This window comes from Dyella sp. C11 (genome assembly GCF_003121485.1).
Lineage (GTDB): Bacteria > Pseudomonadota > Gammaproteobacteria > Xanthomonadales > Rhodanobacteraceae > Dyella.
This window is the reverse complement of sequence record NZ_QAVX01000022.1, coordinates 57,523-79,490: the sequence shown is the minus strand read 5'-3', so window position 1 is coordinate 79,490 and position 21,968 is coordinate 57,523. Positions and strand designations below refer to the sequence as shown.

20 protein-coding genes and 4 tRNA genes are annotated in these 21,968 nt (G+C 64.6%); 17 read left to right on the top strand and 7 right to left on the bottom strand.

The window, feature by feature from the left end; all coding sequences use genetic code 11:
- Positions 1-294: DUF2069 domain-containing protein (locus tag DK366_RS17955; protein ID WP_109126926.1), on the bottom strand; the 294-nt coding region annotated here is incomplete at its 3' end.
- The gene (gene wrbA, locus DK366_RS17950; RefSeq protein ID WP_109126925.1) at positions 291-893 is read right to left on the bottom strand and encodes an NAD(P)H:quinone oxidoreductase; all 603 of its coding nucleotides are present in this window, start codon (positions 891-893) and stop codon (positions 291-293) included. The genes DK366_RS17955 and wrbA, both read right to left, overlap by 4 nt.
- A 125-nt stretch (positions 894-1,018) precedes the next feature.
- Here wrbA and DK366_RS17945 point away from each other — a divergent pair, with 125 nt between their 5' ends.
- Genes DK366_RS17945 through DK366_RS17935 form a run of 3 tightly spaced genes read left to right on the top strand, consistent with a single transcriptional unit; the run spans position 1,019 to position 3,038 of the window.
- Complete coding sequence (locus DK366_RS17945; protein ID WP_109126924.1) at positions 1,019-2,293, top strand: YihY family inner membrane protein; 1,275 nt, start codon at positions 1,019-1,021, stop codon at positions 2,291-2,293.
- The gene (locus DK366_RS17940) at positions 2,290-2,769 is read left to right on the top strand and encodes a TlpA disulfide reductase family protein (protein ID WP_109126923.1); all 480 of its coding nucleotides are present in this window, start codon (positions 2,290-2,292) and stop codon (positions 2,767-2,769) included. Before DK366_RS17945 ends, DK366_RS17940 begins: the two co-directional genes overlap by 4 nt.
- Before the next feature lie 2 nt (positions 2,770-2,771).
- Positions 2,772-3,038 (top strand): acylphosphatase, encoded by a 267-nt coding sequence (locus tag DK366_RS17935; RefSeq protein ID WP_109126922.1) that lies wholly within the window; start codon positions 2,772-2,774, stop codon positions 3,036-3,038.
- Between the two features lie 6 nt (positions 3,039-3,044).
- Here the strand turns inward: DK366_RS17935 and DK366_RS17930 are convergent, their stop codons facing one another.
- Complete coding sequence (locus DK366_RS17930) at positions 3,045-5,822, bottom strand: EAL domain-containing protein (protein WP_198651617.1); 2,778 nt, start codon at positions 5,820-5,822, stop codon at positions 3,045-3,047.
- A 288-nt stretch (positions 5,823-6,110) separates the two neighbouring features.
- Here DK366_RS17930 and DK366_RS17925 point away from each other — a divergent pair, with 288 nt between their 5' ends.
- Positions 6,111-6,611, top strand: a complete 501-nt coding sequence (locus tag DK366_RS17925; protein ID WP_109126920.1) for a VOC family protein — start codon at positions 6,111-6,113, stop codon at positions 6,609-6,611.
- Between the two features lie 3 nt (positions 6,612-6,614).
- On the opposite strand, the gene ppk2 is transcribed toward DK366_RS17925, so the two are convergent.
- The 4 genes from ppk2 to hemA form a co-directional block, all read right to left on the bottom strand.
- Positions 6,615-7,394, bottom strand: a complete 780-nt coding sequence (gene ppk2, locus DK366_RS17920) for a polyphosphate kinase 2 (protein WP_109126919.1) — start codon at positions 7,392-7,394, stop codon at positions 6,615-6,617.
- Between the two features lie 132 nt (positions 7,395-7,526).
- The gene (locus DK366_RS17915; protein WP_109126918.1) at positions 7,527-9,632 is read right to left on the bottom strand and encodes a tetratricopeptide repeat protein; all 2,106 of its coding nucleotides are present in this window, start codon (positions 9,630-9,632) and stop codon (positions 7,527-7,529) included.
- Between the two features lie 148 nt (positions 9,633-9,780).
- Positions 9,781-10,860 carry a peptide chain release factor 1 gene (gene prfA, locus DK366_RS17910; RefSeq protein WP_109126917.1) on the bottom strand — a complete coding sequence of 360 codons (1,080 nt, stop codon included), beginning with the start codon at positions 10,858-10,860 and terminating at the stop codon, positions 9,781-9,783.
- Between the two features lie 70 nt (positions 10,861-10,930).
- Positions 10,931-12,205: a glutamyl-tRNA reductase gene (gene hemA / locus DK366_RS17905; protein ID WP_109126916.1), complete on the bottom strand. Its 1,275-nt coding sequence runs from the start codon at positions 12,203-12,205 to the stop codon at positions 10,931-10,933.
- A 112-nt stretch (positions 12,206-12,317) separates the two neighbouring features.
- Here hemA and DK366_RS17900 point away from each other — a divergent pair, with 112 nt between their 5' ends.
- The 13 genes from DK366_RS17900 to DK366_RS17840 all read left to right on the top strand — a co-directional run bounded on the left by DK366_RS17900 (position 12,318) and on the right by DK366_RS17840 (position 21,822).
- Positions 12,318-14,054: a tetratricopeptide repeat protein gene (locus DK366_RS17900; protein ID WP_109126915.1), complete on the top strand. Its 1,737-nt coding sequence runs from the start codon at positions 12,318-12,320 to the stop codon at positions 14,052-14,054.
- Entirely contained in the window at positions 14,051-14,680 is a 630-nt protein-coding gene (gene lolB / locus DK366_RS17895) for a lipoprotein insertase outer membrane protein LolB (protein ID WP_109126914.1), read from the top strand. The genes DK366_RS17900 and lolB overlap by 4 nt, the downstream gene beginning before the upstream one ends.
- A 280-nt stretch (positions 14,681-14,960) precedes the next feature.
- A complete protein-coding gene (ispE, locus tag DK366_RS17890; RefSeq protein WP_109126913.1) occupies positions 14,961-16,355 on the top strand; it encodes a 4-(cytidine 5'-diphospho)-2-C-methyl-D-erythritol kinase in 1,395 nt (464 codons plus the stop codon).
- A 16-nt stretch (positions 16,356-16,371) separates the two neighbouring features.
- Positions 16,372-16,448 (top strand) — tRNA-Gln (locus DK366_RS17885).
- A 30-nt stretch (positions 16,449-16,478) separates the two neighbouring features.
- Entirely contained in the window at positions 16,479-17,441 is a 963-nt protein-coding gene (locus DK366_RS17880; RefSeq protein WP_232821102.1) for a ribose-phosphate diphosphokinase, read from the top strand.
- Positions 17,442-17,546: 105 nt separating this feature from the next.
- Complete coding sequence (locus DK366_RS17875; RefSeq protein ID WP_109126912.1) at positions 17,547-18,197, top strand: 50S ribosomal protein L25/general stress protein Ctc; 651 nt, start codon at positions 17,547-17,549, stop codon at positions 18,195-18,197.
- 45 nt (positions 18,198-18,242) lie between these two features.
- On the top strand, positions 18,243-18,824 hold the full coding sequence (gene pth / locus DK366_RS17870; RefSeq protein WP_109126911.1) for an aminoacyl-tRNA hydrolase: 582 nt from the start codon (positions 18,243-18,245) through the stop codon (positions 18,822-18,824).
- 204 nt (positions 18,825-19,028) lie between these two features.
- On the top strand, positions 19,029-20,120 hold the full coding sequence (ychF, locus tag DK366_RS17865; RefSeq protein WP_109126910.1) for a redox-regulated ATPase YchF: 1,092 nt from the start codon (positions 19,029-19,031) through the stop codon (positions 20,118-20,120).
- A gap of 282 nt (positions 20,121-20,402) precedes the next feature.
- Entirely contained in the window at positions 20,403-20,885 is a 483-nt protein-coding gene (locus tag DK366_RS17860) for a GNAT family N-acetyltransferase (protein WP_109126909.1), read from the top strand.
- A gap of 68 nt (positions 20,886-20,953) precedes the next feature.
- Entirely contained in the window at positions 20,954-21,442 is a 489-nt protein-coding gene (locus tag DK366_RS17855) for an acyl-CoA thioesterase (protein WP_109126908.1), read from the top strand.
- Between the two features lie 104 nt (positions 21,443-21,546).
- Positions 21,547-21,632, top strand: a tRNA-Tyr gene (locus DK366_RS17850).
- A 17-nt stretch (positions 21,633-21,649) separates the two neighbouring features.
- A tRNA-Gly gene (locus DK366_RS17845) sits at positions 21,650-21,723 on the top strand.
- Between the two features lie 23 nt (positions 21,724-21,746).
- Positions 21,747-21,822, top strand: a tRNA-Thr gene (locus tag DK366_RS17840).
- Positions 21,823-21,968: the final 146 nt, after the last annotated feature.

The following is a 21,968-nucleotide window of genomic DNA, read 5'->3' as shown; positions in this document are numbered from 1 at the left end:
GAGATGAGTATCAGAGACAGACGCCAACCAGCGCTCACCCGGCGAACTCCACGCCTCACTCACGCCGTGGCAGAAATAAAACAAGCTAAGAATCCCCACCCACAGCAACGCACGCCGCACATCGCGCAACGCGAACAGGGGCAGCAACAACGGGATCACGGTCAGAAAGAGCACCCACATCGGGGACATGCTCTGCGCGGGATACAACCATCCGTGCCACACAAGTTGCAGTACGGTCAGCGCAGCCCACGCAACCAGTCCCACGCGATAGTTGGTGGTAACCGGTGTGCTCATGCGTTCGTCGCCAACCGGCGCGCCACATCGGCGAGACGACGGCCCAGCGCGCGGGCCAGTTCGCGTTCGTGTTCGCTGATGGTGTTGTCGCCCTTGGGGCCGGCGACATGGCTGGCGCCATAGGGCGTGCCGCCGCTGAGCGTGGCCGTCAATGCGGGCTCGGTATACGGCAGCCCGACCAGCAGCATGCCGTGATGGAGCAGGGGCAGGGACATGCTGAGCAGCGTCGATTCCTGGCCGCCATGCATGGTGCTGGTGGCGGTGAATACGGCGGCGGGCTTGCCGGCGAGCTTGCCGCTGGCCCATTCGGCGCCGGTGGAATCGAGGAAGTACTTGAGCGGTGCGGCCATGTTGCCGAAGCGCGTGGGGCTGCCCAGGGCGAGGCCTGCGCATTCGGCGAGGTCTTCACGCGTCACATAGGGTGCGCCATCTTCCGGCTCCGGCGGCTGGGCCACTTCGGTGACCGGCGCAACGGGGGGCACCTGGCGCAGGCGGGCGTTCATCCCGGGAACCTCCTCCACGCCGCGTGCGATCAATCGCGCGAGCTGTGCGGTGTGGCCGGAGCGGCTGTAGTACAGGACCAGGATGTCGTGGCTCATCGTTTGGGTGCCGGGTTCTTGATCGGTTAGTGTAACGGGCGACCGAGCCTGTGTTGCCGCCTTGTTCACGCATGCCACGTGTCCCACGGCGACACCCAGGGCGTTGCACGTTGAAAGGAGTCCCCATGGCCTTGCGCTTTGATCGCGACCGCCTGCACAGCTTCCGCCGATTCCTGTGGCAGCGGTTCATCGACGACAAGTGCTTCGAAACGGCAGGCGCGCTGTCCTACACCACGCTGGTATCGCTGGTGCCGCTGATCGTCGCCTCGCTGGCGATCTTCGCCGCGTTCCCTGCCTTTGCCGACGCACGCAGCACCTTGATCGGCTTTGCCTTCGACAACTTCATGCCGGCGGCTGGCGTGCGCGTGCAGGAATACCTGGACGGTTTCGCCGACAACGCCAGCAAGCTCACCGGCATCAGCGTGCTGGTGATGTTCTTCAGTGCGTTGTCGATGATGGTGAGCGTGGAAGACCGCATGAACCGCATCTGGCGCGTGCAGCGACAGCGTGGCTGGGTGTCGCGTCTTTTGCTGTATTGGGCGGCACTCACGCTGGGACCGATCCTGATCGTAGGCGGCATTGCGGTGGCGTCGCTGGCGACCGCGCTGCCCATGCTCAGCGACGCGGCCACCTCGCTCAATTTGAAGGAACGACTGGTGACCGTGCTGCCTTTCACGGTCACCTTCCTCACGCTGATGCTGATCTACATGGTGGTGCCCAATCGTCGCGTGCACTGGCGCAACGCAGCCATCGGCGCGCTGATGGGCGCCATCCTGTTCGAGGTGGGGCGCTGGGGTTTTGCCCGCTTTATCCATCACGCGCACACCTACCAGCAGGTCTACGGCGTGCTGGCAGCGCTGCCGATCTTCCTGTTGTGGATCTATCTGTCGTGGGTGATCGTGATTCTTTGCGCTTCGGTGGCGGCATCACTTTCCGCGTTCGATTATCTGCCGCCCTCGGAATACCTGCCCAAGGATGCCGAGTTGCTGGGCCTGCTGGTGGTGCTGGGGCATTTCATCGAGGCGCAGCGCAACGGGTGCAAGATCAATCCCGATACCGTGCGCGCACAGGAGCCACGCCTGCATCGCGAATCCATTGTGAATTACTTTCTCGACCTGCAACGCGCGGGTGTGGTCCAGGGCGAGGTCGGCGCGGGCTGGATGCTCTCGCGCAGTCTCGACAGTACCGACCTGATGCGTGTGTATGCACACTGCCCGTATCGCGTGCCGCTTCATCCGAAAGAAGAAGCGCTATCGCATGAACTGCGCCTGCCGCCGTCGCTCGTTGCATTGCTCGATGGCGCGGCGCAATCCTTGAAGCACATTCTCCACACGCCGTTGGATGCAGCCTTTCCGCTGAGTCCTTCGGTATCGAATCCCCCCAAGGACCTACCACGATGAAGTTGTTCAAATCGCTCGCTGCCGCCGCATGCATGCTGGCCCTGATGGGTACGGCCCAGGCTGCGATGCCCGAGCAGCCGACGATCAAGCTGACCACGCTCGATGGCAAGCCGTACGACCTGGCCTCCCAGCGGGGCAAATGGGTGATCGTGAATTACTGGGCCACCTGGTGCGTGCCGTGCGTAAAGGAAATGCCGGACATCTCGCGTTTCGTCACCGCGCACAAGGACAAGGTGGCGGCCATCGGCCTTGCTTACGACGACAGTGACAAGGCGGACATCCAGGCGTTTCTGGTCAAGCATCCAGTGAGTTATCCCATAGCGCAGGTGACGCTGGACAAGCCGTTGAAGGATTTCGACGAGCCGCGCGGCCTGCCGACCACCTGGCTGATCAGTCCGGATGGCAAGGTAGCCAAGCGCTTCCTGGGCCCGGTCACCGAGGCATCGCTTGGCGAGGCCATCGGCCTGGGCAAGTAATCGTGGCGACCGTGCGCTTCATCGTCAGTGGACGTGTGCAGGGCGTGTTCTATCGCGCCAGCACGCGGGAGCAGGCGGTGGCGCTGGGCCTTGCGGGTCACGCCATCAATCTCGCCGACGGTCGTGTGGAAGTGCTGGCCGTCGGCGATGCCGTTGCCATCGACGCGCTGGAGCGATGGTTATGGCAGGGGCCGCCTGCAGCGCGCGTGGATGCCGTGTTGCGCGAAGTGTGCGAAGAGCTGATCCGCGAGGGCTTCCACACGCGTTGACGCCGGTCAGATCATCGCGTCGGCCAGTGCCGTGGCGTGATCCTCCGGCGCATCCGACGGCAGGAAGGGGCGCGGCACGGACAGCACAAATCCCTGCGCGTGATCGATGCCCAGGCGATGTACCGCGGCGAGCAATTCGGGTGTGCTCACGCATTCGGCAATGGTCTGTTTGCCCGTGACGTGGCCAATGTTGTTGATCGCTTCCACCATGGCGAAGTCGATGGGGTCGTCGATCATGTCCTTCACGAAGCTGCCTTCGATCTTCACGAAATCCACGGGCAGATGCTTGAGGTAAGTGAACGACGACATGCCCGCGCCGAAATCGTCCAGAGAGAAATGACAGCCCAGCGCGCGCATCTCATGAATGAACGCCGTGGCACGCGAAAGGCTGGAAATGGCGGCCGTCTCGGTGATTTCGAAACAGATGGAAGACGGCGCAATCGCGTGCGCCTCGAACTGCTGGCGCAGGAAGACGGCGAACCCTTCCTCGCACAACGAAGTGCCGGAAAGATTGATGGCGCATAGCGTGGGGACGTCGGCGTCACCGCGCTGGGTCGCCTTCCGCAGCGCGGCGAACGCCGACTGCACCACCCAGCGATCGATCGACGGCATCAGGCCGTAACGCTCGGCCGCAGGAATGAAGGCGCGCGGCGGAATCAGCTGGCCATCCTCGTCCACCATGCGCACCAGCAGTTCCACATGCCGGCGCAACAGCGGCTGGCGCAGATCCACGATGTCCTGCGCAAAAAGGCGCAGACGGTTGCTGGCGATGGCCGCCTGGATGCGGCTGACCCAGCACATCTCGGTCTGTCGTACGGCCACTTCATCGTCGTCCAGGTGATAGGTCTGCACGCGATTGCGGCCCTTCTCCTTGGCCAGATGACAGGCGGCATCGGCGGCGCCCAGGATGTCTTCTCGGGCCAGTCGCTGTTCCGCACTCAGGCTGACGAGCCCGATGCTGGCGCTGGTGGTGAAATGGCGTTCGCCAAACGAGAAGTGCAGATCGCCGATGGCGACACGCAGGCTTTCCGCGATGGTCAGCGCTTCATCCGCGTCGCAGTCTTCCAGCAGCACCACGAATTCGTCGCCACCCAGTCGCGCCACGGCATGAGTGGCACGCACGTTGCCGATGAACAATGCGCCGATCTGGCGCAGCAGTTCGTCGCCGGCCGCATGGCTGCACGTGTCGTTGACCACCTTGAACTGGTCGAGATCCAGGTAGAGCACGGCGAACGGCCGACCACTGGCTTCGGCGACCGTCACGGCGCGCCCCAGGCGGCGCTCGAACTCGCGGCGATTGATGAGGCCGGTGAGCACGTCGTGGCTGGCCTGGTAGCTCAGCTGCGCGGCGTGTTCGCGATCACTGCTGACATCGCGCATCACCAGCACCACGCCGTCCATGTTGCCGGCCCGGTCGCGAATGGGCGTGGCGGTAAGGTCGATGGCAGTGGTGGTGCCTTCCGGATGCATCAGCACAAGCTTGTCGTCCAGGTTCCAGCCGTGGCGTCCGGACAATACCTGCATCACCGGATCGTCGATGGACAGGCCACAACCCTCGGCAATGAAGCGGCAGATGGCACCCACGGGCAGGCCGCGTGCCCGAGCGCTCGTCCAGCGCGTAAGGCGTTCGGCGCTGGGGTTGAGGTATTCGATGCAACCCTGGGCGTCAGTGGTGATGACCGCATCGCCAATCGATTGCAGGGTGACTTCCGCGCGCTCTTTTGCCGCGAACAGCATGGCGTCGGCCTTGCGGCGCTCGGTGATGTCCGTCACCGAGCCTGCCATGCGACGCGATGTGCCGGCAGCATCGCGCAAGGACGCGCCGCGTGCGTGAAACCAGCGCGGTGCTCCGTGCGATTGCGGCACGCGGAATTCCACGTCCAATGGCAGGTCGCACCACACGTGCGCCGTGACGGCGCGCATGACGCGGCGGCGATCTTCCGGGTGAAGACGCAAGAACACCGAGCCGGTTGCGCCGATATCTGCTGCATGAATTCCCAGCATCTCGCGCAGGCGAGGGGATAGATAAATCTGCCCGCTGGTGCGATCCCAATCCCAAAGACCGTCGTTGCTGCCGGCCACGGCGAGCTGAAAGCGGTCTTCGCTCGCGCGAAGTTCGCTGGCCACGCGTGCACGGTCATCAAGCAGTCGCCGCGCGCGTCGTGCGGCGACCAGCACCATGGTGGCTGCGACCAGGCAGAGCCACACGCGAAGCAGGTTGGCGGTGTCGCGCGAGGCATTGCCCAGCGCATCGGAGAAGGCGTACTCCAGGGGTGTCAGGCGCTCATCCAGGTCGCGCAGGCGTTCGCTGGCCTGGGTGATCCATGCGTCGTCGGTGTCGCCTTGCAGGATGCGTCGATGCGCATCGTCGCCAAGCGCCGCCATCGCATCGATGGAGCGGTCCGCTTCGATCCACACGCTGACGGCGCGCCGGATGCTGCCCACGTTGTGGAAGTAGCGATAGAGCCGGGCCATGCCGGGAATGTCGGCGTCCGCCATGCCGCCCCGCTCGAAGCCGGCAGCGACGATCGACATGTCCGGCTTGGGCCGGTCCAGTTCCACGCGTGCGCGGCGATCGCCCAGCGGCACGGCCATGGCGTCGAGGAATTGCTGGTAATCCGGTTCAGCGCGCGTGGCGAGGTAATGCTCAAGGCTGGAGGCGGCGATCTTCTGCGCCTTCGACCAGCGGCTTTCACCGCCCACGAAGGCGCGTGCGGCCGAGAGTGTGTCCAAGCTGGCGGCGCACAGCCCGATCATCACCACGACCACCAGCACGAACGGCACGACGATTTCCGCCGCCCGTTCTCCTTTGACCAGCCCGGCCCCCCGGCCTTGCACTGGCATAAGCGCACCCCCGCGCATGCCTGGATTTCAGGCCATCGTCTTATCGGCTGCGGTGCTGAAAACTTGAGCACAAAGGCCCGGGAGAGCGGTCCAGTGCCGGCGTTCACGCGGCAGCGACGCGGGTGGCATGGGCGATCGGGTAAATGCTCCTGTCGAAGTCCTTCGGTTTCGTTCGTCGTGTAGGCGAGCGTTTCGACGACACATCCAACACGCCAGGGAGATCGCCGCATGTCCACCCGATTCCAGCGCATCACGCCGTTCCTGTGGTTCGACCAGCAGGCCGAAGAGGCCGCCAACTTCTATGTTTCCGTGTTTCCCGATTCACGCATCGAGAGCATCAGCCGCTACGAAAAGGCGAGCGCGCAGGCCACGGGGCAAAAGGAGGGGCAGGTGATGCTGGTCGACTTCGTGCTTGATGGCCAGTCGATCGCCGCGCTCAACGGTGGCCCGGTGTTCCGCCTCAGCGAAGCCTTGTCGCTGGTGGTGCACTGCCAGACCCAGGACGAAGTGGACTACTACTGGACCCGGCTGATGGAGGGCACGGGCGACCAGAAAGGCCAGTGTGGCTGGCTGAAGGATCGCTTCGGGCTCTCCTGGCAGATCGTGCCCGAAGCGATGTTCGACTACTTCCGCAGCGGTGATGCCGCACGCATCGCCCGCGCGCATGAGGCGGTGATGCGCATGAACAAGCTGGACATCGCCGAGATCAAACGCGCTGCGGGCGACTGATGCTCAGTCTTCGAGGGTGTCGGGGACCCATTCCGCCTTGCGGGTAACGTGCTCGCTCTTGGTCTTGGCCTTGAGCTTGGGAAGCTTGGGTTCCGGAATGGTTTCGTCGTGGCGCGGCACCTGTTCCAGCAGGTGTCGGATCAGGTTGACGCGCCCGCGCTTCTGGTCGTTGAAGTCGACCACGAACCACGGTGCGTTCGGCCGGCTGGTACGCTCGATCATCAGATCGCGCAGATGGCCGATTTCCTCGTACTTGTCGCGCGAGGCCAGATCGGTGGGCGAAAGCTTCCAGCGCTTGAGCGGGTCTTTGGCGCGGTCTTCGAAGCGTTCTTCCTGTTCTTCCTGGTCCACGGCCAGCCAGTACTTGATCAGGATGATGCCGTCGTCGGTCAGCAGTTTCTCGAACGCCGGCACGGCCGACATGAAGGCCTTGTACTGCTGCTTGGAACAGAAGCCCATGGCGGGCTCGATCACCGCGCGGTTGTACCAGCTGCGGTCGAACAGCACGATTTCCCCGGCGCTGGGCATGTGTTCCACATAGCGCTGGAAATACCACTGCGTGGCTTCCGTTTCGTTGGGCTTGGCCAGCGCGGCAATGCGGTAGCCGCGCGTGTCCATCGATTCGGTGATGGCCTTGATGGTGCCACCCTTGCCGGCCGCGTCACGTCCCTCGAAAACCACCACCAGGCGATGGCCGCTGCGCCGGAGCCAGCGGTGCAGGCCGGCGAGCTCCAGCTGCAATTCGTCCATGGCGTGACGGTAGGTCTTTTTCTTCTTTCCCATGGTGCGACTCCTTGGGTAACCACCCCGGCATTGTCTCCGCTCGGGCGGAGAACGTGGTGAAGACGGCCTCGACACAGCGCCACGCCATCGTCCTCACGGGTCGATGCGAGGCATCGACCCGTGGGCAGGTACTTACAGGTCCAGGCTGCCCGGCTTGCGGCCGATGCGGTGGCGGGCGCTCATGGCTTGCACGGCGCGGCGGAAATCCACGGCGTAGGCCTGCATGTCGAACAGCGAGCTCTGCGTGCGCTGCTGCAACAGATGCTGGCGCAACGTGCGCAAGGCGTCGCGATCGTTGCCCAGCTGCGTCGCCATGGCGATGAAGGCTTCCTCGTCCTCGCACACCAGTTCCGGCAAGCCCAGTTCCAGCAGGAGGCTGGTCGCCACGCGACCGGCGAACGTGTGGCCCGTGCTGGTAAGCACCGGGCAACCCGCCCACAGCGCATCCGATGCAGTGGTGTGCGCGTTGTAGGGAAGCGTGTCCAGGAACAGGTCGGCGTTGACGTAGCGCGACAGATAGTCGGCGTGCGGCAGGCGCGGCAGGAACACCAGGCGGGTTGGATCGATGCCTGCCGCCGTGGCGGCGGTGCGCAGGCGGTCGTCGGCGCCGTCCGGGCCGCTCAGCAACCAAAGCACGCTGCCGGGCACCTGCTGCAACACCAGCATCAGGCGGGCGAATGAGGCGGGATTGATCTTGTAGCTGTTGTTGAAGCAGGCGAACACGGTGCCTTCTTCAGGCAGGCCGCATTCGGCGCGCGACGGCGGTTCGGCCACCACGCGCGTGTTGTCGTTGGGCTGGTAGCAGCGCGGCAGGCGGATCAGTTTCTCGCTGACGTGCTCGGCCAGGTGGTCAGGCAGCACGGTGTTGTCGGCGAGCAGGTAGTCCATCCACGGTGCGCCGGAGCTGCCCGGATAGGCCAGCCAGTTCACCTGTACGGCAGCGGGGCGCAGCGCGAACAGCTCTGCGTTGTCGCGGCCTGAATAGCCGTTGAGGTCGAACAGGATTTCCACGCCGGTGTCGTGGATGCGCTGGGCGACCTGCGCGTGGTTGAGCGCGGAAACGTCATGCATGGTGGTGGCCGCCGCCAGACGGCGACGGATCGGACCGCCGTCATCGCGCGTGCGGGCGAACAGATGCACGTCCAGGTCGTCGTCGTTGGCGAGCGCCTCGAACATCGCCACCACCAGCAGGCCGGTGGCATGCTCGTTGAAGCCATCGGCCACGAAACCGATGCGCACGGGGCTGTCGGGCGCAGGCTTGGCGCGGGTGAAGGCCAGCTGCTTGCGCAGCGGTGCCATTTGTTCCTCGATGGATTCGGCGAACGCCTTGGCGCAGCGCAGCTGCAGTTCGGCGTCCACGTCCTCGGCCAGCATCACGAACGGGCTGACCGTCGTCGTTCCGTCGATTACGGCGGTTCGCAGGCGCTGGCTCAGCTCGTCCAGGTCATGCCAATCGCACAGGCGACGGCGCAGGAAAAGGAGTTGGCCGAGCACCGGGCCATTGTTCGGGGCGAGCTGCAGGGCTCGTTCGTAGGCCTGGGTGGCCGCAACAAGCTGGCCCTCGTCTTCCAGCGCCTGTCCCGCCGCAAAGGGATACTGCGAGTTGCGTGGCGAGATGCGTTCGGCCTGCAGCCAGGACTGGGTGGCTTCCGCGCCCTTGCCTTGCACCTGCAGGATGCGACCTTGCAGTGCGTAGGCCGCATCCATGCGCGGGTGCAGCGAGAACGCCTCCTGCATGTGCACTTCGGCCTGGTCGACGTTGCCCAGCTCCAGTTCGACGGCGGCCAGGTTAAGGCGCAGGCCCGGATGGGCGGGGGCGCCGTAAGTAGCCATGGCGTAGGACTCGCGGGCGTGCTGGAAGCGCGCGGCGGCCATCAGCGCATTGCCCAGCGTCAGCAACACGGCCGGATGGCCCGGCGACTGGCGCAACGCGGCGCGCAGGTATTCGATGGCGCCATCGGCATCGCCGCTGGCCAGCTGTGCGCTGCCGAGGTTGCACTGCACCTCGACACTCTGCGGTGCCAGGCGGGAGGCTTCCTCCAGCACCTTCACGGCGTCCGCCGGTCGCTGCAACTGCATCAGGGCAATGCCGTGCAGGCGGGCGAGCTCGGCATCGTCGGGATAGTTCACGCGGGCGTCAGCGGCAGCACGCTCAGCGTCGTCGAAGGAGCCGTGCTCGATCTGTTCGATGATCTGCTGCGCCAGCACTTGAGAAGAGGGGGTAAAGAGGTCGGTCATCCGACAAAACTAGCGCAGGGCGGCGTGGCTGCCAATCCGCGCAGGCCATTCAACGCCCCAAACAAGCCCCATCCCTCACCGTCATTCCCGCGTAAGCGGGAATCCCGCGCCTTTGGGCACAGGGCGAGGCGCAGATGCGAGAGCCCGCTCAACCGGCTGTCAGCGCCTTCAACTCGTCGGCCTGGTTCTCGCGGGTGAGCGTATCGACCAGCTCGTCCAGGTCGCCTTGAAGCACCTCGGGAAGACGATAAAGCGTGAGATTCACGCGGTGGTCGGTGATACGGCCCTGCGGGAAGTTGTACGTGCGGATGCGCTGGCTTCGGTCGCCCGAACCTACCTGCAGGCGGCGCGATTCCGCCTGCGCGGCGGCCTGCTTGCTGCGTTCGTCGTCCAGCAGGCGCGCTTTCAGCAGGCTGAGGGCGCGGGCACGGTTCTTGTGCTGGCTGCGCTCGTCCTGGCACTCCACCACGATGCCGGTGGGCAGGTGGGTAATGCGGATAGCCGAATCCGTCTTGTTGACGTGCTGGCCGCCGGCTCCGGACGCGCGGAAGGTATCGGTCTTCAGGTCCGACGGATTGATCTCGATGTCGTCGATTTCATCCATCTCGGGAAGAATCGCCACGGTGGCGGCAGAGGTGTGGATGCGCCCCTGCGATTCCGTTTCCGGCACGCGCTGCACGCGATGCGTGCCCGATTCGAACTTCAGGCGTGAGTACGCGCCCTTGCCTTCGATGCGCGCGACCACTTCCTTGTAGCCGCCGTGTTCGCCGTGATTTTCGCTCAGCACTTCGACATGCCAGCGGCGACGTTCGGCGTAGCGCGTGTACATGCGGAACAGGTCGCCCGCGAAGATGGCCGCTTCGTCGCCGCCCGTGCCCGCGCGCACTTCGAGATACAGGTTGGCCTCGTCGCGCGGATCTTTCGGCAACAGCAGGATCTGCAACTCGTCATCAAGCTCAACCAGGCGCTGCTCCAGTCGGCCGATATCGTCCTGCGCCATGTCGCGCAGTTCGGGGTCGTCCAGCATGGCGCGCGTTTCGCCCAGCTCTCGTTCGGCCAGGTCGTGTTCGTGCAGCGCGTTGGTTACCGGTTCCAGCTGCGCGTATTCGCGCGAGAGTTCGCGGAAGCGGTTGTTGTCGGCAAGCACATCGGGCTGTGCGAGCAGCAGTCCGATTTCTTCATGGCGTTCGGCGAGGGATTCGAGCTTGCGGCGGATCGAGGGAGTCATGGCGAGAAGTCGATGCAAAGGTGTGAGCGGTGAGAGAAGGCGTTGCGGCCTTGGCGTTTTCTCACCCTCGCTACTCTTCGCTCACTTCCCGCTTCTCGTCGATGCCATACAGGCGGCCCGCGGCATGCAGCAGGTCCATGTCGCCACTCAGGGCGGCCTCGCGCAGTCGCGCGCTGGGGTGATGCAGGAGCTTGTTGGTCAGCGTGTTGGCCAGGAAGGACAGCGCTTCCTCCGGCGACTTGCCGCGCGCCAGCATGGCGCGTGCCTTGTCGAGCACTTCATCGCGATAGATTTCCGCGTGCTGGCGCAGATCCACCGCCGGATTGCGCAGCGACAGAGCGCGACGCCACGCCATGTAACGTTCCACCTGCAGGTCGATGATGGCATCGGCTTCGCGTGCGGCGGCTTCGCGTGATCGGCGATTGTCGTCGATCACCTGGCGCAGGTCGTCGATGCCGTAGAGGAACACATCGTCGAGTTCGCCGACGGACGGTTCGATGTCGCGCGGCACGGCAATGTCCACCATGAACATCGGCCTGCGGCGCCGTGCGGCCACGGCCTTCTCGACCATGGTGCGCGTCACGATGGGCTGACGCGCCGCGGTGGAGCTGATCACGATGTCGGCTTCGGCCAGGTGCTGGGGCAGGTCGTTGAGCGCGATGGCGTAGCCGCCGCAGCGGCTGGCCAGTTCCTGCGCGTTCTCCAGCGTGCGATTCGCCACGATCAGGCGGCGAACCTGCTTTTCTGTCAGATGGCGCGCCGCCAGTTCGATGGTGTCGCCGGCGCCGATCAGCAGCACGCAGGCCTGCCGGAGGTCGGCAAACACCTGCTCGGCCAGTCGCACCGCCGTAAAGGCCACCGACACGGTGTGCGCGCCGATGCGGGTATCCGTGCGCACGCGCTTGGCCACGGCGAAGGTGTGCTGCAGCAGGCGCTCCATCGGCGCGCGCAGCGCCTGGGCGTCGCGCGCCTGCTGGTAGGCGTCCTTCACCTGGCCGAGAATCTGCGGTTCGCCCAGTACCATGGAATCCAGGCCCGTGGCCACGCGGAACATGTGACGGACGGCGTCGTCTTCGTCGTGGCGATAGAGGAACTCATCGAGCTTGCCGGCAGTCAGATGGTGGTGCCGGCTTAACCAGGCCTGCGGTACGCCCTCGGCTCCTGCCGCCACGCTCACGTACAGTTCGGTACGGTTGCAGGTGGAGAGGATCATCGCCTCTTCCACGCCAGGTTCGCGGGCAAGCGCCTGCAGGGCCACTCCGGCGGACTCCGCATCGAAGGCCACTTGCTCGCGCAGATTCACTGGCGCGGTGAGGTGGTTGAGCCCTAAGGCAATGAGCTTCATGGTTCAGGGCGATTCGAGGCGGGGAATGTCCGGCGGCGTAAACTAACGATTGGCGGCGACCGTTCTACAGTGTGGATACGGCCATGTCACGGACGGATGAGCGGAGAATAGTGTGCTGAGCAGGTGGTCCAAGTTCAAGCAACTGCGGCATTTTGCGGCCGGCGGCATGGTGGCCCTGGCGCTGGCCGGATGTGCCAGCGTCCCGGGTGCTTCCAGATCGGCAGCGGCCGACAAGCAGCCCCTGGGCCGACTCGTGGTGGCCGTGCCCGACCAGGACCACGACCTGATGGCGCAATTGCTCGCTGGCGAGATGGCGCTCACCCGCACGGATCTCAAGGCGGCTTCCCAGGCCTACGGGCGCGCGGCGCAGCTGTCGCCCGATCCCAAGGTGGCTGAGCAGGCCGCGGCGCTGGCCATTGCCGTGAAGGACACGGACGCCGCCAATGCGGCCATCGCACGCTGGCAGGCGCTAGGTGCCAAACCCGCGCCGCTGGCCCAGGCACGTGCCCAGCTCGCCCTGAGCCAGGGCAATACCGACGAGGCCCGGCGCCAGCTGGAAATCCTGGTCGGCACCGGCGACCCCGATGCGTGGCGGCAATTTGGCCGAGTGCTGGTGAGCAGCCGCGATTCCGCCCAGGCTGCCCAGCTGCTCGAGGCCATCGCCACCCCGCAGCGCCTGCCCAACGATCCGCAGGCCTGGCTGGCCATGAGCGAGCTGGGCGACAAGCTCGGCCGGCACGCCTACGCCCAGCAGATCGCCGAGGCGGCCGTGAAGCGTTTCGGCACCGCCGAGACCTACGCCTGGCTGGGCCAGATGAAGTACCACGACGGCGACCGCGTCGGCGCCAAGGCCCTGTTCGACAAGGCCCTGGCCAAGGACCCGAAGAACACCCACCTGCGACTGGCCTATGCCACCTTGCTGGGGCAGGGCGGCGACTACACCGCGGCCGCCAAGCTGCTCGACAACGGTCCGCAGGACGCCGATACCTACGCCATGCGCGCCGCGCTCGCCGCACGCGCCAAGGACACCAAGACCATCAACCGCCTCTACACCCAGCTTCAGCACGCGCCGGATGACGTGCGTCAGAACAGCGCTTATCTGCTGGGGCAGCTGGCGGAAATGCTGGACAAGAAAGACGAGGCGCTGAAGTGGTACGACCAGGTGGCCGATGACGACGACCACGCCTTCGACGCCGACCTGCGCAGTGCCGTGCTGCTGCAGGACCTGGGCCGCAGCGCCGAAGCGCACGAACAGCTCGCGCAGATGCAGACCGACTACCTCGATCAGCCCACCCAGCTGCGTCGCGCCTATGAAGTCGATGCCGAGCTGTACATGGACGACCAGCAATACGCGCAGGCCGAGCGCGCCTTCAGCCGTGCGTTGCAGGTGACGCCGGATGATCCGGCCCTGCTGTACGGCCGGGGGCTCGCCTATGCCGAATCCGGTGACACCGACCAGGCCGTGACCGATTTTCGCCGCCTGCTCCAGCTCAAGCCGGACGATACCGACGCCACCAACGCCCTCGGCTACACCCTGGCCGATGCCAACCGTGACCTGCCCGAAGCGCAGCGCCTGATCGAGCAGGCTCGTGCCGCGCGCCCGGATGATCCGGCCATCGAGGATTCCTGGGGCTGGCTGCAATACCGGCTGGGCCATCTGGACCAGGCCGAGAAAACCCTTCGCGGTGCCTGGATGGCGCACAAGGATGCCGACGTTGGCGTGCATCTGGGCGAAGTGCTGTGGAAGCAGGGGCGCCAGGAAGATGCGCGCCGCGTGTTCGACGAAGTGCGTAAGATCGACCCGCAGAGCACCAACCTTCACAACACTCTCAAGCGCCTCAATCCATGAAGCTTCCCATTCGACTCCTCGCGGCCGCCTTGCCGCTGCTGCTGGCTGCCTGCGCCCACAAGGAAGCTGTTCGCCCCCCGCCCAAGGCCGATTACGCCGTTCTGCTCAACGAGCAGCGCGCACGCGAACACATGCTCGCCAAGACCGACCACTGGGTACTCCAGGGCAAGATCGGCGTGTCGGGCGTGGTCAACGGCAAGAAGGATGGCGGCAGCGGCACGCTGACCTGGACCCAGAACGGCCAGAGCTACGAATTCGTGGTGCGTGGTCCGGTGGGCAGCAAAAGCTTCAAGCTGACCGTGACCCCGGAAGGCGCCACGCTGGAGGGCCTCGATGGCGGCCCGCAACGCAGTCCCGATGTGGGCTCGCTGGTGCAGAACACGCTGGGCTGGCAGGTGCCGTTCCACGACTTGCGTGCCTGGGTGCTGGGCACGCGTGCCGACAGCGGTCCGGCCGACCTGAAGTTCGGCGACGACGGTTTGCCGGTGTCGTTGACGCAGGATGGCTGGACGGTGACGTACCCCGGCTGGGACACCAAGCGCGAGCCCGCGCTGCCTACCAAGATCTTTGCCAGCAGCCCCACCAGTTCGGTGCGGTTGTCGGTCGAGTCCTGGACGATTCAATGAGGCGTGTCGGACGCCGCTAACGGCAGCCCGTTTGCCGCGCCCCACAACGTCGTCATCCCGGCGCAGGCCGGAGGCGCTTTTCAACGGCCGAAGGGCCGGTCATCCAGTCGCGATGCGTTGGATTTTCGGTTCTTGGCCAACGCAGCAGGCCAGCTTTGAGAGTTCGGCGGCGGCGAAACATACCGCCACTGGATGACCGGCCCTTCGGCCGTTGAAAAGCGCCTCCGGCCTGCGCCGGGATGACGAGCAAAAAACAGCGCAACGGAATCGACCAAACTCCATGACCTTCCACATTGAACGAGCCCGCATCGATCAGGTCGACGCCCTCTGCGCCATCGAACGCGCGGCCGTCGAGCTGTTTCGCGGGCATCGCGCGTGGCCCTCCTATCGCGCCGTTTCGGTGCCGCCGGAAGTGCTGCGCGAGGCGATTGCGCGCGGTCTGGTGTGGGTGGCGGTGATCGGCTCGGGCGAGCCGGTGGGCTTCATCTGGCTGGATGCGGAAGAGGGTGGGGATGCCATCGGCGTGGCCGAGATGGACGTGCTACCTTCGCATGGCCAGCGCGGCATCGGCGCCGCCCTGCTGGAACACGCCTGTGGCTGGGCGCGCATGGCCGGCTACCACCGGGTGGACCTGGGAACGCTCGCCGATGTGCCCTGGAACGCGCCCTTTTACGCGAAGCACGGTTTCGAGGTGATGGACAAGCACCGTCCGGAATTCGACTTCGCACGCGAACGCGATCGCGAGAACGGCTTTCCCGATGATCTTCGCGTGTTCATGAGCCGCCCCCTGGCGTCGCCAGACCTTGCCGACTGGACGGTCTGGCCGGCGCCGGCCAAGGTGAACCTGTTCCTGCGCATCGTCGGGCGGCGGCCGGACGGCTATCACGAACTCCAGACCGTCTTCCGGCTGCTCGACTGGGGCGACGAGATTCGCCTTCGCGTCCGGAAGGACGGTGAGATTCACCGATGGACGGATGTCCCCGGCGTTCCGGCCGACACCGATCTGGTGGTGCGGGCGGCACGCCTGCTGCAATCCCATGCCCCGGCGGGCTTGGGTGCCGACATCGAGGTCGACAAGCGCATTCCCATGGGCGGCGGGCTGGGTGGCGGCAGTTCGGACGCGGCGACCGTGCTGGTGGCCCTGAATGCCCTGTGGGGCGCGGGCCTGAACGAAGACACGCTGGCCGAGCTGGGTCGCCAGCTGGGCGCCGACGTGCCGGTTTTCGTGCGCGGGCGGTCGGCCTGGGCGGAAGGTATTGGTGAAAAGCTGACGCCACTGGCCCTGCCGGAGCGCTGGTATGTGGTGCTGGACCCCCACGAACACGTGCCGACCGGGGCACTTTTTCAAGCGTCTGAATTGACACGAAATGCCCCGCCCGCCACAATTTCATCCTTTGCTTCGGGCGAAACGGTCGAGAACGCGTTCGCGCCCGTGGTCCGCGCGCGACATCCGCGTGTGGCTGCGGCGCTGGACTGGCTCGACGGCTTCGGCCGGGCAAGGCTTTCTGGCAGCGGTGCGTGTGTTTTCCTGGAGGTGAACTCCGTGGAACGTGCCGAAGCCATCGCGGAGCGGTGTCCCGCCTCTTTCACGGCCCACGTGGCCAAGGGCGAAGACGTTTCTCCGTTGCATGTCGCCCTGGCGCGCTTTCGTGGCGTCGACGGTGGCGAAGAGTAGAAATTCCAGTTGTTACTGGGGCGTCGCCAAGCTGGTTAAGGCACAGGATTTTGATTCCTGCATGCGAAGGTTCGAATCCTTCCGCCCCAGCCATTTCCATATGGCTCACACAGGTTCACAGAGATGACCCTCGACATTTCCGGCCCGATGCTTTTCACCGGCAATGCCCACCGCGCACTCGCCGAGGACGTCGCTCAGCGTCTGGGCGTGCCGCTCGGCAAGGCGCTCGTCAGCACGTTCAGTGACGGCGAAGTGCAGGTGGAGATCGAAGAGAACGTCCGCCGTCAGGAAGTGTTCGTGCTGCAGCCCACGGGCGCGCCGAGTGCCGAGAACCTGTTCGAACTGCTGACGCTGGTGGATGCGCTCAAGCGCGCCTCGGCAGCCAGTGTTACCGCGGTCATTCCGTATTTCGGCTATGCCCGCCAGGATCGTCGCCCGCGTTCGGCGCGTGTGCCGATCACGGCCAAGATGGTCGCCAAGATGATCGGCACCGCCGGTGTGGATCGCGTGCTCACGGTGGACCTGCACGCGGACCAGATCCAGGGCTTCTTCGACATCCCGGTGGACAACGTCTACGCGTCGCCGGTGCTGCTCGCGGACATCTGGCGCAACTACAGCATGGACGACCTGATCGTGGTCAGTCCGGACGTGGGTGGCGTGGTGCGTGCGCGTGCCATGGCCAAGCGCCTGGACGATGCCGACCTGGCCATCATCGACAAGCGTCGCCCCAAGGCGAACGTGGCCACCGTGATGAACATCATCGGTGAAGTCGACGGCAAGACCTGCGTGCTGGTCGACGACATCGTCGACACCGCCGGCACCCTGTGTGCAGCGGCTGCCGCTCTGAAGGAGCGCGGCGCCCGCAAGGTAGTGGCGTACTGCGTGCACCCGGTGCTGTCGGGTGCGGCGCTGAAGAACATCGAAGGCTCCCAGCTCGACCAGCTGGTGGTCACCAACACCTTGCCGCTGCGCCCGGACATCGCCGCATGCAGCAAGATCCGTCAGCTCTCGGTTGCCGAGCTGCTGGCGGAGACGATCCGCCGCATCGCCTTCGGCGAGTCGGTGAGCTCGCTCTACATCGACTGAGTTTTCGCGACGGGTTTTTGCCCGTCGCTGTTTCACGGCTCCTCTGGTCGCGGGGGAGTCGCCTGACTGCCGCGAGGCAGCGTACTTTTGATAGGTAATGCCAACATGGCTACGACTCATGAAATCAAGGCTTCGGCCCGTAAGGACGAGGGGAAAGGTGCGAGCCGCCGCCTGCGTCATACCGGCGTCGTTCCTGCTGTTGTCTACGGTGCCGGCCAGGCCCCGCAGAGCATCCAGATCGAACACAACACCATCCTGCTCGCTGCCAAGCACGAGTGGTTCTTCTCCTCGGTCCTCGACCTGAATGTCGACGGCAAGGTGCAGAAGGTGCTGGTGCGTGACTGGCAGAAGCATCCGTACAAGCTGCAGATGCTGCATATGGACTTCCAGCGCGTCGACGAAAACGCCGCCCTGCGCGTCAACGTGCCGGTGCACTTCCTGAACCAGGAAAAGTCCGCCGCCGCCAAGACCTCCGGCGTGGTGATCTCGCACAACCTGACGGAAGTGGAAGTGTCCTGCCTGCCGAAGGATCTGCCGGAGTTCATCGAACTCGACCTGGCCGACCTGAAGCCGGGCGACATCGTCCACCTCTCGCAGCTCAAGCTGCCGAAGGGCGTGGAAATCGTTGCCCTGCACCTGGGTGCGGACCACGACATCGCCGTCGTCACCGCCAACACGGTGAAGGAAGAAGTCGAAGAAGCCCCGGCCGAGGGCGACGCTGCTGCCGCTCCGGCGCCGGAAGCTCCGAAGAAGTAAGTCGCTTCGGCCCGCATTGCACAGTGATGCGGGCCGATCGATCTTATGGCGGGTCTTCGACTCATTGTCGGACTGGGTAATCCCGGTGCCGAATATCTCCGAACCCGGCACAACGCCGGGTTCTGGTTTGTTGACGCCCTGGCGTCAGGGCAGGGTGAGCGCTTCGGTTTCGACGGCAAGCTGCATGGCGAAACCTGCAAGGTGCGCATCGGCGGCGAGTCGGTGTGGCTGCTCAAGCCCTCTACCTTCATGAATAAAAGTGGCATCGCCGTGGCTTCGGCGCTGCGCTACTACAAGATCGAGCCGAGCGAGTGCCTCGTGGTGCACGACGAGCTGGACCTCGACCCCGGCACCATCCGCATGAAGTTCGACGGTGGGCATGGCGGCCAGAACGGCTTGCGCGACATCATTGCGCACCTCGGCCACGCCAAGTTCCATCGCTTGCGTGTGGGCATCGGCCATCCCGGTCACAAGGACAGGGTCACCTCTTGGGTGCTGGGTCGTCCCTCCGAAAAGGATGAGGACGCGATTGTCGACGGCATCGCGCGCGCACTCGATGTGCTTCCGCTGGCGGTTGATGGTCAGCTCGACAAGGCCATGCAGAAGCTTCACACGCCTGGCGCGTGAGGCCGCAAGTCGCGCCTTTGGCGCTGCGAAGCCGCTTGCTGCGCTCGCTGTAAGTCGCGCCATTCGGCGCTGTAAAGGGTAAGAGCTTGTCCTGCGATTCGTCGTTCCAGCTCTTTCCCTTTACCATTCACCATTTGCAGGCGCCGCGCAGGCGCCGACTTACCCCCTAGCAGGCGCTGAAAGCGCCGACTCACGAGAAAAATCATGGGCATCAAATGCGGCATCGTCGGCCTGCCTAACGTCGGCAAGTCCACCCTGTTCAACGCGCTCACCAAGGCGGGCATCGCGGCGGCCAACTTCCCGTTCTGCACCATCGAGCCGAACGTGGGTGTGGTGCCGGTGCCCGATCCGCGCCTCAATGCGCTGTCGGACATCGTCAATCCGCAAAAGGTGATTCCGACCGCCGTCGAATTCGTCGATATCGCAGGCCTGGTGGCTGGCGCGTCGAAGGGTGAGGGCCTGGGCAACAAGTTCCTGGCGCACATCCGCGAAGTGGATGCCATTACGCACGTCGTGCGTTGCTTCGAGCACACCGACATCATCCATGTGGCCGGCAAGGTCGATCCCATTGCCGATATCGAAACCATCGATACCGAGCTGGCGCTGGCCGACCTGGATTCCGTCGAGAAGGCGCTGAACCGGGCCGAGCGTGCCGCCAAGGCCAACGACAAGGAAGCCGTGGCCAAGAAGCCGGTGCTGCAGAAGCTGGCCGCGGGTCTCAACGAAGGCAAGTCCGCGCGCAGCCTGGGCCTGGACGACGAGGAAAAGGCGCTGGTGCGCGACCTGTTCCTGCTCACGCTGAAGCCGCTGATGTACATCGCCAACGTGCGCGAAGACGGTTTCGAAAACAATCCGCACCTGGACGCCGTGCGCGCTCGTGCGGTCACCGAGGGCGCCGAAGTGGTGCCGGTGTGCGCCGCCATCGAGGAAGAGCTCTCGCAGCTCGACGATGCCGACCGCGATGAATTCCTCAAGGACCTGGGCCTGGAAGAGCCGGGCCTCAACCGTGTGATCCGCGCCGGCTACAAGCTGCTCAACCTGCAGACCTATTTCACCGCCGGCGTGAAGGAAGTGCGCGCCTGGACGATCAAGCGCGGCTTTACCGCGCCGCAGGCGGCGGGCGTCATCCACACCGATTTCGAGCGTGGCTTCATCCGTGCCGAAACGGTGAGCTACGACGATTTCATCCAGTACAAGGGTGAAGCGGGTGCCGCTGCGGCCGGTCGTCTGCGCAAGGAAGGCAAGGACTACATCGTCAAGGATGGCGACGTACTGCATTTCCTGTTCAACGTCTGATCGGACGGTTTGAAGACTTCAAAAAAGCCGCGCATTTCGCGGCTTTTTTTTATGCGTTGCAGGCGTGCGTCGGGCAATGAAAACCACATATGAGCCTGCGGGGTTCCTGCGCGGGATGCGATCAGGCCATCGAGTTTCAGGCTGCGTGGCGTCTTCGGTGTCCTGTGCGTTTGCCGTGCTGTTCCCTGATCAAAGAGGCTGTCGACCGGAACGGCTCGCCGTTGAGTGGACGCGCGCCGGGACGCGGTTGTCCGGCGCGCACCTCCATGCTGAGATGCCTGCATGGATGCCCTGCGCATACGTTTGGCAACGATGGATGACGCGCCCGCCATGTCGCGATTGTCCCGTCGTGTTGCACGCCGCTGGATCATGCCGGGGCAGCCGCCCGAGGCGGTGATGGCGCTGGAGGAATCGTTGAGCGCGCGCGTCATGCGGCAACGCATCGACGCAGGCCTTCGGTTCTACGTTGCCTGGGTGGGCAGTGTGCTGGCAGGCGTCGCCGCCGTGCGCGATGACAGCCACGTCTTCCACCTCTTCGTGAGTACGCGATACCAGGGCCGGGGCATCGGCAGGAAGCTTTGGGACCGCATGAAAAGGGACTGTGTCCGTCGCGCCGGCACCCGCGTCTTTACGCTCAACTCCTCGGCCGTGGCCATGCCCATGTACCTGCATCTGGGATTCGTGCTGGATCACGATCCCGCGCGTCACCAGCGCACCAGGATCATTGCGGTGCCCATGATCTATCGGATCGACGATCACCCTTGAGCAGGATCGCCCGCCTGCGGCTTGCGGGCGCATAATTGGCGTCTTTCCCGTTCCGGAGTTTTCCATCCATGCCCGGCAAGCAGCACGAAGTGAATTTCCGATTCCTGGCCCAGCCGACCGACGTCAATTTCGGCGGCAAGGTGCATGGCGGCATGGTGATGAAGTGGATCGACCAGGCGGGTTATGCGTGCGCCGTGGCGTGGAGTGGGGCGTATTGCGTCACGGCGTCGGTCAGCGGCATCCAGTTCGTGAAACCCATCCTTATCGGCGACCTTGTCACGGTGCGTGCGCGGCTGATCCACACCGGGCGATCGAGCATGCACATGGCGGTGGACGTGCTGGCGCGCGATCTGCGCAGCGATGAGCATCGCCTGGCAACCAGTTGCGTCATGGTGTTCGTGGCGCTCGATGCGCCTGACGGTCGGCCCACGCCCGTGGCCACGTGGCTGCCACGCGACGATAATGAGCGCCAGCTGCAGGAGCAGGCCATGAAGCTCATGAATCTGTCCAAGGAGATGGAGCAACTGGTCGATACGCACGTGGCCGAAGGCATCTGACGTCGCGTACGAATCGGTGAAAAAAATGGCTCGAAAACGTCAAATTTTTTCGCCGTAGGTGTTGACAGCCCGGGGCCTGATCCACACAATAGCCGTTCTTTGTTGGAGGGATACCCAAGCGGCCAACGGGGGCAGACTGTAAATCTGCTGGCTTACGCCTTCGGTGGTTCGAATCCACCTCCCTCCACCAGACGAGTTCCGCGCAGGGCGGGAGTAGTTCAATGGTAGAACATCAGTTTTCCAAACTGATTACGCGGGTTCGATTCCCGCCTTCCGCTCCATTGTCTCTCGCTGGTTTTGCAGTGCTCATGTAGCTCAGTCGGTAGAGCACTTCCTTGGTAAGGAAGAGGTCGCTGGTTCGATTCCAGTCATGAGCACCATCTCACCGCGGTCCGCGGGTATCATTCCACTTTTCATCATTTGACTCCATCGGGGTTTTAGACGTATGGCAAAGGGTAAATTCGAACGCACCAAGCCGCACGTCAACGTCGGCACGATTGGTCACGTGGACCACGGCAAGACGACG